Genomic DNA, 14,719 nt, shown 5'->3' with positions numbered 1-14,719 from the left:
GGGGGTGTACCTCGCCGTGGCGCCAAGGGTGCCAGGGCGTGGTCCGAGACATGTGTGGGCATGTCTGGGCACGTTGGGAAACACCATCACGGAGGTGTGCGCCATGGCAGACGCCGCGTTGCGGCTGACCGCTCTCGCCCAGGAGTTGCTGGGAGAACCCCTACCGGTCCGCATCCGGGCCTGGGACGGCAGCGAGTCCGGACCTCCCGGTGCCCCTGCCCTCGTCATCAGGAACCGCCGTGCCCTGCGCCGCCTGCTGTGGAAGCCGGGCGAACTGGGCCTGGCCCGCGCCTGGGTGGCCGGGGAACTCGACATCGAAGGCGATCTGTACGCCGCCCTGGACCTGATGGCCGGGCTGATCTGGGAACGCGGCGGCGACGCGAAGGACAGCGTCCACCCGGTCCGCGACCCGAAGCTACGCGCCGCCGCCAAGGGGCTGCTGCAACTGGCCGGCCCCTGGCCCCCGCCCCCGCCGCCGCCCGAGGAGGTACGCCGCCGCACCGGCACGCTGCACACCAAGCGCCGCGACAAGGAGGCCATCAGCCACCACTACGACGTGGGCAACGACTTCTACGAACTGGTCCTCGGCCCGTCCATGGTCTACTCCTGCGCCTACTGGGAGGACGGCGGGAACCTCGAGGACGCCCAGCGCGACAAGCTCGACCTGGTCTGCCGAAAGCTCGCGTTGAAGCAGGACGACCGCCTTCTGGACGTCGGCTGCGGCTGGGGCTCGATGGCCATACACGCCGCCCGTGAGTACGGCGCCCGCGTCACCGGAGTGACCCTCTCCGTCGAACAGGCCGCCTTCGCCAGGAAGCGCATCGCCGAGGAGGGACTGACCGACCGGATCGAGATCCGGGTCCAGGACTACCGGGACGTCAGGGACGGCCCGTACGACGCCATCTCCTCGATCGGCATGGCCGAACACGTCGGCTCGGTCCAATACCGCGAATACGCCGACGACCTCTACGCACTCCTCAAGCCCGGCGGGCGCCTGCTCAACCACCAGATCGCCCGCCGCCCGGAGAGGGACGAGTCCGCGTACCACGTGGACGAGTTCATCGACGCCTATGTCTTCCCGGACGGCGAACTGGCCCCGGTGGGCCGGACCGTCGCGACGCTCGAAGAGGCCGGTTTCGAGACGCGCGACGTCGAGTCGCTCCGCGAGCACTACGCCCTGACCCTGCGCCGCTGGGTCGCCAACCTGGAAAGGGACTGGGACCGTGCGGTGCGGATGACCACACCCGGACGGGCCAGGGTCTGGCGCCTCTACATGGCCGCCTCCGCGCTCTCCTTCGAGCACAACAAGATCGGTGTGAACCAGATTCTCGCGGTCCGCCCGGCCGAGGGCGGGGGCGCCCGCATGCCGCTGCGCGCCCGCGACTGGAAGGCCTCGGCGGCAGGCTGATCCACACGGCAGAGGGCCGGTACCCGCCATGGCGGGTACCGGCCCTCTGCCGTGTCCTGCTCCGTACTACTCCGTCTTGATCGCCGTCAGCATGTTCAGCTTCGCGGCGTTGCGGGCCGGCCACAGGGCGGCCAGCACCCCCACCAGACCGGCCAGGAGCAGGAAGACCGCGATCCGGCCCCAGGGCACGACCAGGACGTACTGCGGGATCTCGGCCGCCACGGTCTGGCCGATCGCCCAGCCGAGGAACATGCCGAGCCCGATGCCGACCACCGCGCCGAAGAGCGAGATGACGACGGCCTCCAGCCGGATCATGCGCTTGACCTTGCGCCGGTCCAGGCCGATGGCCCGCAGCATGCCGATCTCCTGCTGCCGTTCGAACACCGACATGGCCAGGGTGTTGACGACCCCGAGCACCGCGATGATCAGCGCCATGGCCAGCAGCCCGTACATGATGTTCATCGCGAGGTTGATGGAGCCGCCGAACATGTCGCGGATGTCCTTGCGGTCCATGATGCTCATGCCGGGGTTGTCGCCCAGGGCGTCGACCAGCGCCTGCTCGTGGGCCGCGCTCGCGCCGCCGTCCGTCTTCACCCAGATCTCGCGGATGTCCGCACGGCCCTGGTGCGGGGCCACGACGTCACGGGGGATCAGGACCGGCGAGAGGAACTCGTTGTCCTTGTAGAGAGCGCCGACCTTCAGGCTGCCCTTCTTGTCGTCCTCGTACGTGACCGGGACGCTGTCCCCGGTCTTCCAGCCGTGCGACTTCGCGGTCTTGTCCGAGATGGCGATCTCGCCCTTGCCCAGGGAGTCCAGGGAGCCCGCGACGGTGTCGACGGTGAGGACCTTCTGCACATCGCCGGGGGTGACACCGGACGCCGAGAGCGAGGTGTCGCCGATGTCCAGCCAGACCGCCTGCTGGGGCGAAACCGCGGTGACGCCGGCGGCCTTCTCCAGGGCGGTGAGCGCCGACTCGTCGAGCGCGTCGCCGCTGGCCATCGAGACCATGTAGTCGGCCTTGATGTTGTCCGTCGTCACCTTGTCGACCGCCTGGCCGAGGGTGACGCCGAGCACCGAGATACCGGTGACGAGGGTGAGCCCGATCGCCAGCGCGGACGCGGTGGCTCCGGTACGCCGCGGGTTGCGGACCGCGTTCTGCGCGGCCAGCTTGCCGGAGACCCCGAACAGCCGCCGCAGCAGCGGGCGCACCAGGGCGATCACGGGACGGGACAGCAGCGGGATCAGGATAATGACGCCGATCAGGGCCAGGAAGGCGCCGCCCGCGAGGAGCATCTGACCGTTCGACCCGGCCTTCGCCGCGCCTCCCACGACGGCCGCGCCGCCGAGCAGCGTGATGACGCCACCGATCGAGTTGCGCAGCACCAGGGACTTCACCGTGGCGACCGCGTACTGGCTGTTCATCGCCGCGACCGGCGGGATCTTCGCGGCCCGGCGGGCGGGCAGCCAGGCGGCCAGCACGGTGATCAGGACGCCGACGCCGAAGGCGGCGGCGACGGTGAGCGGCGCGACGACCAGCGGCCCGGCCGGGATCTTTCCGCCGATCAGGCTCATTGCGGAGCGCAGTCCGGTGGCGAGGCCGAGGCCCAGCGCGAAGCCGACGACGGACGCGATCAGACCGACCACGGCCGCTTCGAGCAGCACCGAGCGCTTGACCTGGCGGCGCGAGGCGCCGACGGCGCGCAGCAGCGCCAGCTCCTTGGTGCGCTGGGCGACCAGCATGGTGAAGGTGTTGGCGATCAGGAAGATGCCGACGAAGAGGGCGATGCCCGCGAAGGCGAGCAGCAGCTTGTTGAGGCTGCTCAGGGCGGTCTCGGTCTGGTCGGCCTGCTCGTCCGCGCGTACCTTGCCGGTCTTGGCCTCGGCGTCCTCGGGCAGCAGCGGCTTGACGGCGGTCAGCAACTGCTGGTCGGAGGTGCCGGGGGCGGCGGTGACGGTGACGTCCCTGAACTCGCCCGGCCGCAGGAACAGCTTCTGGGCGACGGGGGTGTCGAACAGGACCAGGCTGCCGCCGGCGTTGACGGCGCCGTCCTCGGTGGTGAAGACCCCGGACAGGGTGTACTCCTTCACCGGCCCGTTGGTCGCGACCCGTACCTTGTCGCCGACCTCGTACTCGCCCTTCTTCGCGGTGTCCGTGTCCAGGGCGACGCTGCCTGCCGCGGTCGGTCCGGAGCCGTCGGTGAAGGTGTACTGCGCGTCCTTGCCGTCCTTGCCGGGGGCGAAGTTGGAGCCGGTGTTGGACCAGCCGTTGCCGATGAGCTTGCCGTCGGGGTCCGCGACCCCGGCGAAGCCGTCGACCCGGCCGGTGGCGGAGGCCACGCCGTCCAGGGCCTGGATCTTCTTCAGGGTGGCGGCGTCGATGGAGGCGGACTTCTCGTCGCGCTGGTCGGCGTAGGTGGTGACGGCGACGGCGATGTCGTCGTAGCTCTTCGCCGACTGGTTGCGGAAGGCGTTGCCGAGGGTGTCGGTGAAGACCAGGGTGCCGGAGACGAAGGCCACGCCGAGCATCACGGCGAGGACGGTCATCAGCAGCCTGGCCTTGTGCGAGAGCACATTGCGCAGGGCGGTACGGAACATGTCTGTCAGTCCTGGGGAGAGGGGGTCCGGAAGGGGGCGCGGGAGGAGCCCGGGCTCAGCTGGTGCGGCCCTTGGCGTCGAACGCCTTCATCCGGTCCAGCACCCCGTCCGCGGTGGGGTGCATCATCTGGTCGACGATCGCCCCGTCCGCGAGGAAGATCACCCGGTCCGCGTAGGAGGCGGCGGCCGGGTCGTGGGTCACCATCACCACGGTCTGGCCGAGCTCACGCACCGAGTTGCGCAGGAAGCCGAGGACCTCGGCGCCGGAGCGGGAGTCCAGGTTTCCGGTGGGCTCGTCACCGAAGATGATCTCGGGCTGCGAGGCCAGGGCGCGGGCCACCGCGACGCGCTGCTGCTGTCCGCCGGAGAGTTCGGTGGGCCGGTGCTTCAGCCGGTCGGCGAGGCCGACCATGTCGATGACCTTGCGCAGCCAGTCCTGGTCGGGCTTGCGGCCCGCGATGTCCATCGGCAGCGTGATGTTCTCCAGCGCGGTCAGCGTCGGCAGCAGGTTGAACGCCTGGAAGATGAATCCGATCTTGTCCCGGCGCAGCTGGGTGAGCTGCTTGTCCTTGAGGGACCCCAGCTCCGTCTCGCCGATGCGCACCGAACCGCTGCTGAAGCTGTCGAGACCGGCCACGCAGTGCATCAGCGTGGACTTGCCGGATCCCGACGGGCCCATGATCGCGGTGAACTCGCCCTGCGGGAAGTCCACGGTGACCCGGTCCAGGGCGGTCACCTTGGTCTCGCCCTCTCCGTAGACCTTGGAGAGTTCCGTGGCGCGGGCGGCCACCGCGGTGGCGCGGTGAGCGGTGGACATGGTGGTCACGGGAGACTCCAGGGTCGGGTTCGTACGGGACGGGGAGCCCGCCCGACGGCCCCGCCGGGCGGCGGGGGCCCGGGGGAGGGGCACATCTCCATCGTCTCCGCCGATCGGCCGCCGGTCGTCACTCCCGGTGCCCGTTCCGGGGGCCGCCTTGAGTCGCATCGCGGGGGGTCCTGCGTCCTCCTGCGGTATGACACTCAAAGCCGTTTTGTTGCCTTCGACGCGGCTGTCCCGGCGTGATGGCCAGAACGGACGCGTCGGCCTCGAAGGACTGGCAGACGTTGTCACTCCGGCGAGTGAAGCGGGTTGGTTCGCATCGTGCTGATGTTTGTCAGCGGTACGTTGGTTCGTGGAGTCGGGCGAAGGGGGTGGGCCGGGTGATTCGTGCGTACAAGTTCCTCTTACGGCCCACCGTGGGTCAGGCGATCGCGCTCGGTGAGATGCTGCGTGATCACTGCTCGCTCTACAACGGTGCGTTGCAGGAACGCCGTGACGCCTACCGGCACCCCTCGAAGACGAGCATCAAGTACGGGATGCAGTCCGAGCAGCTCAAGGACATCCGGACCTTCGACCCCGAACGCCAGGGCCGCTGGTCGTTCAGCTCCCAGCAGGCCACGCTGCGGCGACTCGATAAAGCATTCGCCGCGTTCTTCCGCCGGATCAAGGCCGGGGACAAGCCCGGTTACCCCCGCTTTCGCGGGGTGAACTGGTTTGACACGGTGGACTTCCCCCGGGACGGGGACGGCTGCCGCTTGGACTCCACCCCGCACGACCATGTCACCCGAGTCCGCCTCCAGGGCGTCGGGCACGTCAGGGTCAACCAGCACCGCGCGGTGCTGGGCACGGTCAAGACCGTCAGCGTGAAGCGTGAGGGCCGTAAATGGTTCGTCGTGATCACCGCCGAACAGCCCCTGCCCGAACCGCTGCCCGCGACCGGCTCCGACATCGGCATCGACCTCGGGATCGCCTCGTTCCTCACCGACTCCAACGGCACCCACAGTTGGGGGGTGTTCCTGACGATCCTGAATGCAAAGGCTGAGAGTGCCGGGTGGGAAGTGATGGCCGTGGACCCCCGCAACACTTCCCGGCGGTGTCCCGCATGCGGGCACACCGCGAAGGAGAACCGGCCCACACAGGAGAAGTTCCACTGCGTCGACTGCGGCCACCAGGCTCACGCTGACGAGGTCGGGGCGCGCAATGTTCTACGGACCGGGCTGGTCCGTCGCAACGCCAACACGGCATGGCGAGAAGCCCCGCCCCTCAGGGCGGGGAGGAGTCACGAAGAACGGTTCCATGCCGAGACGCCGAGGAGTCGGACGGGCCAGCACAGGGCACGGGCCCGTGCTGCGTGGAACGTTGCCTGGGCATAACGACCTTGCTTAACCGGTTTATGTATAACGTCAACCTGTTGACGTGTTCTCTTGCGTGCGATTCTTGTAGCGAAAGTAATGATCCCTCAACTGCCCCTGAAAATAAAGGGATGGGAGCGCTCCCGCTCTCTTGACATGCCCTCCTGGCGGCCTTAGCTTCACGGCACTTACCCGGTTCAGTAACTCCGCTCGGCAAGGACGGCGGGGAGAAGGAGGGACGATGGGCACGGGATTCCGGGGACGGACCGCGGCCACGCTCGCCGTGATCGCACTCGCCGCCACCGCGTGCACGGGGGGCGGTTCCTCGGCGGGCGGCTCGGGCGGCGGGGGCGGCGGTGCGCTTCCGCGCAACGAGACGCTCTACACCACCGGTACGCAATGGGGGCCGCCGGCCAACTACAACCCGCTGCACAACTGGGACCACGCCACCGGCACCAAGGGGCTGGTCTACGAGACGCTGTTCCACTTCGACCCCAACGCGGGCAAACTGACGCCCTGGCTGGCGGAGTCGGGAAGCTGGACCGGCGACAAGACCTACGAACTGAAGCTCCGCCCCGGTATCACCTGGTCGGACGGCAAGCCGCTGACCGCCAAGGACGTCGCGTACTCCTACGGGATCGGCAAGATCGAGGCCTCGTCCTTCCACACCCTGTGGAGCTGGCTGTCGGACGCGAAGGCGGTGGACGCCACGACGGTCCGCTTCACCTTCAAGGAAGCCCGCTACCAGGAGTGGGACTTCACCCTCTACGGGCAGCCGATCGTCCCGGAGCACATCTGGAGCAAGCGCGCCGAGAAGGAGATCCTCGACGGCGTCAACGACAAGCCGGTCGGCACCGGCGCGTACACGCTCAAGAGCAGCTCCCAGGACCGGGTCGTGTGGCAGCGGCGTGACGACTGGTGGGGCGTCAAGGCGCTCGACATGAAGCCCGCACCCCGGTACATCGTCGACGTCTCCAACCCGAGCAACGAGGTCGTCATCGGCCAGCTGGGCCAGGGCCAGCTGGACCTCAGCAACAACTTCCTGCCCGGCGCCTCCTCTCTGATCAAGAGCAAGAAGGTCGTCTCGTACTACGACAAGCCGCCCTACATGCTCTCCGCCAACACGGCCTGGCTGGTGCCCAACACCACGAAGAAGCCGATGAACGACGCGGCCTTCCGCAGGGCTCTCGCCGCCTCGGTCGACACCGGGAAGATCGTCAAGGGCGTGTACGGGGAGCTGGTCAAGCCGGCCAACCCGACCGGTCTGCTCCCGCAGTGGGACAAGTTCGTCGATCAGGACCTGGTCTCAACGGAGGGCTTCTCCTTCGACACCGCCAAGGCCAAGCAGATCCTCGCGGACGCCGGGTACAAGGACACCAACGGCGACGGCCTGGTGGAGAACAAGGACGGCTCCAAGATCAGTCTGAAGCTGGCCGTGCCCACGGGCTGGACCGACTGGATGGAGGCAGCCAAGGTCATCGCCTCGTCCGCCAAGGACGCGGGCATCAGCATCACCACCGAGTTCCCCGACGCGAACGCCCTCAACGAGACGCGCGGCAAGGGCAACTTCGACCTGGTCGTCAACAACGAGCGCCAGCTGTCCAGCACCCCGTGGACGTACTACGAGTACATGTTCCAGCTGCCCGTCCAGAAGCAGCAGAACACGGTCAACTTCGGCCGGTACGAGAACCCTGAGGCCTGGAAACTCGTCCAGGAGCTCGGCGGGGTGAAGACGGATGACACCGAGGGCATGAAGAAGGTCATCTCGAAGATCCAGGCGATCCAGCTCAAGGAGATGCCGGTCATTCCGCTCTGGTACAACGGCCTCTGGGCCCAGTCCACCACCGGAAGCTGGACGAACTGGCCGTCGGATGCCGCGGGTGCGCCCAAGTACGCACCGGCGTTGTGGCGCAACTGGCTGGAGATGGGCGGCTTCGAAGCCCTCACCCAGATCAAGCCCGCCAAGTGACGCGGCTGTTCTGAGAGAGCGGCCGCCCCGCGCCGGCCGTTCCGAGAGCGCGGCCGACTCTGCGCCGGCCGTTCCGAGAGGGCGGCCGACTCTGCGCCGGCCGTTCCGAGAGAGCGGCCGGCCCCGTGCCGGTCGCTCTCGATTCCATGACCGCCCCGCCGTGCGCATGTCGCCCTGACCGCCGCCCGCACGGCGGGGCTCTCTCCGGGGAGCTCCCTTGCGCCGTTACTTCGCCCGCAAACTTCTGATCTACGCACTGACCTTCGTCGTCGCCGTCACCGTCAACTGGATGATCCCGCGCTTCATGCCCGGCGACCCCGTCGCCGCCATGGTGGCCAGGGCCCGGGTCTCGCAGCCCGAGGCCGTCGAGGCCATGCGCGCCTACTACAACAACCTCTTCGGCTTCGACGAGCCCGTCTGGCAGCAGTACCTCCACTTCTGGGGCGCCCTGCTGCAGGGCGACTTCGGGCTGTCCATCTGGGTCTTCCCCAAACCCGTCGCCGACGTGCTGCTCGACGCACTCCCGTACACGCTGGGGCTGATGATCCCGTCCGTCCTGCTCAGCTGGTTCGTCGGCAACTGGGCCGGGGCGCTCGCCGCCCGCCGCAAGGTGCTCGACAACACCGTGCTGCCGGCCGGATATCTGCTGACCGCGATGCCCTACATGTGGATCGCCGTGATCCTCGCCTGGGCCCTGGGCTCCAAGGCGGGCTGGTTCCCGCTCTCCGGCGGCTACAGCCTCGACATCCAGCCGAGCTGGTCCATCGCCTTCGCCGTGGACCTGCTCCAGCACTGGGTGCTGCCGTTCCTCTCGCTCTTCCTGGTCGCGCTCGGCGGCTGGGCCATCGGCATGCGCAACATGATCATCTACGAGCTGGAGTCCGACTACTCCTCGTATCTGTCGGCCCTCGGCGCACCGCAGCGGCTCATCCGCCGCTACGCCTTCCGCAACGCCGTCCTGCCCCAGATCACCGGACTCGCCCTCCAGCTGGGCGTGCTGGTGGCGGGGGCCCTCGTCACCGAGATCGTGTTCGCCTATCCCGGGCTCGGCTCGCTGATCCTGGCCGCCATCCAGAACCAGGACTTCTTCCTGCTCCAGGGCGCGTTCCTGTTCATCGTCATCGGCGTACTGATCGCCAACTTCCTCATCGACATCGTGTACGTCGTCGTCGACCCCCGGACCCGTACCGGCATGGCAGGAGGCCAGTCATGAGCACCGTGCCCGAACCGGCCACCGACACCGCCTCACCCGCACCCGCCACCGCCGCCGCCCGTCCCGGCCGCGAGACGCTCCACTACGCCGTGCGCAACCCCAAGCTCATCATCGGGTTCACCGTCGTCGTGCTGCTCCTGCTCGTCGGCATCTTCGGCCCGCCGCTGCTCGACAACACCGACCCCAACGAGTACGTGGGCCCGCAGGCCGCGCCGCCGGGCGGCACGTACTGGATGGGCACCACCACCTTCGGCCAGGACGTGTACGCCCAGTTCGTGCACGGGCTGCGCGCCACCTTCCTGGTCGGCGTCGTCGGCGGGGCCATCGCCGCCGTCATCGCCATGCTCGTCGGCTTCCTGGCCGGGTACCGCGGCGGAGCGGTCGACGAGATCCTCAACATGATCACCAACGTGGTCCTGGTGCTGCCCGCACTCGCCGTGCTGCTGATCATCAACGCCTACCTCGGGGTCCGGTCGGTTCCGGTGCAGGGCCTGTTCATCGGGCTCACCTCCTGGCCTTGGGCTGCGCGCGCGATCCGGGCGCAGACCTTCTCGCTGCGCACGCGGGAGTTCGTGGACCTGGCCCGGCTCAGCGGCAGCGGCACCTGGCGGATCGTCTTCCGCGAGATCGCTCCCAACATGAGCTCGTACCTCTTCATGATGTTCATCCTGCTCTTCGGCGGCTCCGTCCTGATCGCCTCGTCGCTCGACTTCATCGGGCTCGGCCCCACCGAGGGCGTCTCGCTCGGGATGATGCTGCAGAGCGCCCAGCAGTGGAGCGCGCTCCAACTCGGCATGTGGTGGTGGTTCGTCCCGCCGGGCGCCGGGATCACCGCGATCGTCGGCGCGCTCTACGTCGCCAACGTCGGCCTCGACGAGGTCTTCAACCCGAAGCTCCGGGAGGCCTGAGCACATGACCCTGACCGTGACCGATCTCCGGGTCCACTACCGCACGCTGCGCGGCGAGGTCCGGGCCCTGGACGGCGTCTCCTTCGACCTGGCCGACGGGGAGATCCTGGGCCTGGCGGGTGAGTCAGGCTGCGGCAAGACGACACTCGGCAAGTCGCTGATCCGCCTCGACGGCCGGATGCGGCACGCGGGCGGCACCATCACCCTCGACGGTGACGACGTTCCGATCTCCGACGACCGGGCGATGAACGATTTCCGCTTCCACCGGATATCGCTCGTCCCGCAGTACTCCATGAGCGCCCTCAACCCGACCCGCCGCATCGGACGCATGATCCGCGAACTGCTCGCCTCGCGCGGCGTCAGCGTGGACACCGCCGAACTGCACCGCCGCCTCGACCTGGTGGGCCTGGACCACGACGTCCTGAACCGCTACCCGATCGAGCTCTCCGGAGGCATGAAACAGCGCACCGTCATGGTGATCTCCACGCTCCTCGACCCGTCCGTCCTCATCGCGGACGAGGTCACCTCGGCCCTCGACGTCTCCACCCAGCGGGCCGTCGTCGGCGCTCTCACCGGGCTGCGCGACAAGGGCCTGGTCACCAGCATGATCTTCGTGACGCACGACCTCGGCCTCACCTCGCACATCGCCGACTCCATCATGGTGATGTACGCGGGCAAGCTCGCCGAGAAGGCGCCCACGAAGGTCCTGACGACCGAGCCCCGCCACCCGTACACCAAGCTCCTGCTCGGCTCGCTCCCCGAGGTAGGTGCCCGGTACGCCGACAAGCCTCTCAAGGGCATCGCGGGCGCACCGCCCTCCCTCCTGAACCCCCCGGCCGGCTGCCGCTTCCGCGACCGCTGCCCCATCGCCGACGAGCGGTGCGCCGAGGAGCCCCCGGTCGTGGAGATCGCCCCCCGTCACTCCGTCGCATGCTGGAAGGCCTGATGCTGACCCTCGACCACGTCACCAAGACCTACCGCGCCGGAGCGTTCGGCGGCGGTTCCGTCACCGCGGTGGACCGGGTGTCCTTCACCGCCGCACCCGGCGAGGTCGTCTCCCTCATCGGGGAGAGCGGCAGCGGGAAGTCCACCATCGGCCGGATGATCCTCGGACTGACCGGCGTCAGCTCCGGCAGCCTCACCCTGGACGGACAGCAGGTCCGCCCCGGAAAGGACTTCTACCGCCGCGTCCAGGGCGTCTTCCAGGACCCCTTCTCCTGCTACAACCCGGTCTTCCGGGCCGACCGCGTCTTCTCCCTCGTCCGCCGCGCCTACCACCCGGGCGTCTCCGACAAGGAGTGGGCCGACCGCGTCGAGAAGGCCGTACGGGACGTGCGCCTGGACCCCGGTCAGGTGCTCGGCCGCTACCCGCACCAGCTCAGCGGCGGCCAGCTGCAACGCCTCCTCATCGCCCGCGCCCTCCTGCTCGACCTGAGCTTCCTGGTCGCCGACGAGATCACCAGCATGCTCGACGCCTCCACCCGCATCGACGTCCTCAACCTCCTGGCCGTCCTCAAGGAACGCGGCCTCGGGGTCCTCTACATCACCCACGACCTGGCGCTCGGCACCTATCTCGCCGAGAAGACCGTGGTGCTGCGCCGCGGCCGCGTCGTCGAACGCGGCGACACCCAGAAGGTGTTCGGCAACCCGCTCCACCCCTACACCCGCACCCTGCTGGCCGCCGTGCCCCGGCTCAACACCCCGTGGGACCCGCCGGAGCCCCTGGAGAGCTGCGCCTTCCACGAGGGCGGCGACCGGGACACCGATCTGTACGAGACCGAGCCGGACCACTTCGTCGCCTGTGCCCAGCTCCCCGACTGCGGAAGGACCTCCGCGTGACCCTTCGCCACCTGCCCCTGCACGACGGCTGGACGCTCACCGCGGACAGCCCCGTGCCCGTGGGGCTCCCCACAGGGGGCGTGCCCGCCACCGTGCCCGGCTGCGTCCACACCGACCTGCTCGCGGCGGGCCTGATCGACGACCCGTATCTGGACGACAACGAGAACCGGCTGACCTGGATCGGCCGCACCGACTGGACGTACCGGACCACGTTCGACTGGACGCCGGACGGGCACGACCACGCCGACCTGTGCTTCGACGGCCTCGACACCGTCGCCACCGTCCTGCTCAACGGCATCGAGGTGGGCCGCAGCGCCAACCAGCACCGCAGCCACCGCTTCCCCGTCCGCCCGCTGCTGGCCGAGGGCGCCAACACCCTCGACGTACGGTTCACCGCCCCGTACACCTACGCCGAGGAGCTGCGCGAGCGGCTCGGCGACCGGCCCGGCGCGTATGCGGAGCCGTACGCCTTCATCCGCAAGATGGCCTGCAACTTCGGCTGGGACTGGGGGCCGACGCTGGTCACCTCCGGTATCTGGCGGCCGGTCGCCCTGGAGACGTGGAGCGGTCCGCGGATCGCCTCGGTGAAGCTGCTGCCCGACCTCGACGATGCCGGAGTGCCGCGGCTCACCGTCACGCTCGACATCGACCGGTCCGGCCAGGAGGCCCTCGAAGCGGTCGTGGAGGTGGCGGACGAGCGTGCGGCGTTCACCGTCCTCGCCGGTGAGGACCGTGCCACCGTGACCTTGTCCGTCCCGGACGCCGGGCTCTGGTGGCCGCGCAGCCACGGGGAGCAGCCCCTGTACGACGTCACGGTCCGCCTCGGCGAGCGGACCTGGCGGGGCAGGACCGGGTTCCGTGGCGTCACGCTGGAGCGCGAGGCGTTCCGCATCGTCGTGAACGGCGAACCCGTCTTCGTACGTGGCGTCAACTGGATCCCCGAGGACTGCTTCCCCACCCGCCTCACCCGGCAGCGGATCTCCGACCGCCTCGACCAGGCGGTCGCCGCCGGGGTCAACCTGGTCAGGATCTGGGGCGGCGGCCTCTACGAGAGCGATGACTTCTACGAACTGGCTGACGAGAAGGGCCTGTTGGTCTGGCAGGACTTCCCCTTCGCCTGCGCCGCCTACCCGGAGGAGCAGCCGCTGTGGGACGAGGTGGCGGCCGAGGCCCGGGAGAACGTCACCCGCCTCGCCCCGCACCCCTCCCTCGTCCTGTGGTGCGGCAACAACGAGAACCTGGAGGGCCACGCCGACTGGGACTGGCAGAAGGAACTGGGCGACCGGACCTGGGGGTACGGCTACTACCACGAGCTGCTCCCCGCGATCGTCGCGGAGACCGACCCGACCCGCCCCTACTGGCCCGGCTCGCCCTACTCCGGCACTCCGGAGGCGCACCCGCAGGACCCGGCCCGCGGCACCATCCACATCTGGGACGTGTGGAACCGGGCCGACTACCGCGCCTACGCGGACCGGGTGCCCCGCTTCGTCGCCGAGTTCGGCTTCCAGGGCCCGCCCGCGTACGCCACCCTGCGCCGCGCGGTCAGCGGCCCCCTCACCCCGGACGCCCCGCTCCTGGCCCACCACCAGAAGGCCGATGACGGCAACGCCAAGCTGCTCCGGGGCCTGGGCGACCACCTGCCGCAGCCGGGGGCGGACTTCGACGACTGGCACTGGCTCACCCAGCTCAACCAGGCCCGCGCCGTGGCGTTCGGCATCCGCCATTTCCGCTCCCACACCCCGTACTGCATGGGCACGATCGTGTGGCAGCTCAACGACTGCTGGCCGGTCGTCTCCTGGTCGGCCGTCGACGGCGACGGCCGCCGCAAGCCGCTCTGGTACGCCCTGCGGGCCGTGTACGCGGACCGACTGATCGCCGTGCGCGACGGAGCCGTGCACCTCGTCAACGACGCCCCCACGCCCTGGGCCGGCGCGCTGCGGCTGACCCGGCACGGCCTGGACGGGGCGGTGCTGGCCGAGGAGGAGGTGGTGGTGAGCACGGCCGCGCGCTCGGTCAGCCGGGTCCCGCTGCCGCCGGCGGTGGCCGAACCGGCCGACCGGACCCGCGAGGTCCTGGTCGCGCGCCTCGGCGAGACCCGGGCGGTGGAGTTCTACGAGGAGGACACCCGCCTCGCGCTGCCGCCGGCCCGGTACGACGTCACGGTGACGGAGAGCGGGGGCGAGACGCCCGGCTACCGCGTCGAGGTGACGGCCCGCACCCTTCTGCGGGACCTCGCGCTCTTCCCCGACCGGCTGGACCCGGCGGCCGAGGTGGACGAGATGCTCGTCACGCTGCTGCCCGGGGAGAGCACGGTGTTCATGATCACAGGAGCGGTCCTGGCAGACCCGGAAGCCCTGGGCGCGCGCCCGGTCCTGCGCTGTGTGAACGACTCCGTCAACCGGTAGGGGTGGCGCGACCCTGGCGATCCATGGCGTGCGCCTGGCGAATCGGTTGTGTGGGTGCGGCGACTTTCCGTCAATTCGGATAGGGGGCCGCCGCACCCGCCATCCCGCCCAGGCGTGTGACTATGCCGTCCGCCTGTGCTGACGGACACTCAAGAGATCAATAAAATAGGACAACATCGAGCCACTGTCCGTCTGCTCGGGGGAAGCCCC

10 protein-coding genes are annotated in these 14,719 nt (G+C 69.3%); 8 read left to right on the top strand and 2 right to left on the bottom strand.

The annotated features are described in order from the left end of the window. Positions 1-103: 103 nt before the first annotated feature. Entirely contained in the window at positions 104-1,408 is a 1,305-nt protein-coding gene (locus SH922_RS15745) for a class I SAM-dependent methyltransferase (RefSeq protein WP_393058588.1), read from the top strand. Between the two features lie 66 nt (positions 1,409-1,474). On the opposite strand, the gene SH922_RS15740 is transcribed toward SH922_RS15745, so the two are convergent. Further along, positions 1,475-4,003, bottom strand: coding sequence for an ABC transporter permease (locus tag SH922_RS15740; RefSeq protein WP_393058587.1), 2,529 nt, complete (start codon positions 4,001-4,003; stop codon positions 1,475-1,477). 55 nt (positions 4,004-4,058) lie between these two features. Next, entirely contained in the window at positions 4,059-4,829 is a 771-nt protein-coding gene (locus SH922_RS15735; RefSeq protein WP_393058586.1) for an ABC transporter ATP-binding protein, read from the bottom strand. 374 nt (positions 4,830-5,203) lie between these two features. Between SH922_RS15735 and SH922_RS15730 the strand changes: the two genes are divergently transcribed. From SH922_RS15730 to SH922_RS15700, 7 genes are all read left to right on the top strand, one after another. Then, on the top strand, positions 5,204-6,196 hold the full coding sequence (locus SH922_RS15730) for an RNA-guided endonuclease InsQ/TnpB family protein (protein WP_393058585.1): 993 nt from the start codon (positions 5,204-5,206) through the stop codon (positions 6,194-6,196). Positions 6,197-6,416: 220 nt separating this feature from the next. Continuing rightward, positions 6,417-8,144: an ABC transporter substrate-binding protein gene (locus SH922_RS15725; RefSeq protein ID WP_393058584.1), complete on the top strand. Its 1,728-nt coding sequence runs from the start codon at positions 6,417-6,419 to the stop codon at positions 8,142-8,144. Positions 8,145-8,361: 217 nt separating this feature from the next. Further along, on the top strand, positions 8,362-9,357 hold the full coding sequence (locus SH922_RS15720; RefSeq protein ID WP_393058583.1) for an ABC transporter permease: 996 nt from the start codon (positions 8,362-8,364) through the stop codon (positions 9,355-9,357). Then, a complete protein-coding gene (locus tag SH922_RS15715) occupies positions 9,354-10,265 on the top strand; it encodes an ABC transporter permease (RefSeq protein WP_393058582.1) in 912 nt (303 codons plus the stop codon). Before SH922_RS15720 ends, SH922_RS15715 begins: the two co-directional genes overlap by 4 nt. 4 nt (positions 10,266-10,269) lie before the next feature. Further along, a complete protein-coding gene (locus SH922_RS15710; RefSeq protein WP_393058581.1) occupies positions 10,270-11,211 on the top strand; it encodes an ABC transporter ATP-binding protein in 942 nt (313 codons plus the stop codon). Beyond that, on the top strand, positions 11,196-12,104 hold the full coding sequence (locus SH922_RS15705) for an ATP-binding cassette domain-containing protein (RefSeq protein ID WP_393058580.1): 909 nt from the start codon (positions 11,196-11,198) through the stop codon (positions 12,102-12,104). Before SH922_RS15710 ends, SH922_RS15705 begins: the two co-directional genes overlap by 16 nt. Continuing rightward, a complete protein-coding gene (locus tag SH922_RS15700; protein WP_393058579.1) occupies positions 12,101-14,509 on the top strand; it encodes a glycoside hydrolase family 2 TIM barrel-domain containing protein in 2,409 nt (802 codons plus the stop codon). Before SH922_RS15705 ends, SH922_RS15700 begins: the two co-directional genes overlap by 4 nt. The last annotated feature ends 210 nt before the right edge of the window (positions 14,510-14,719 follow it).

It is taken from the genome of Streptomyces sp. LN549 (genome assembly GCF_043203805.1).
Classification (GTDB): domain Bacteria; phylum Actinomycetota; class Actinomycetes; order Streptomycetales; family Streptomycetaceae; genus Streptomyces.
This window is presented reverse-complemented; position numbering and strand designations above follow the sequence as displayed.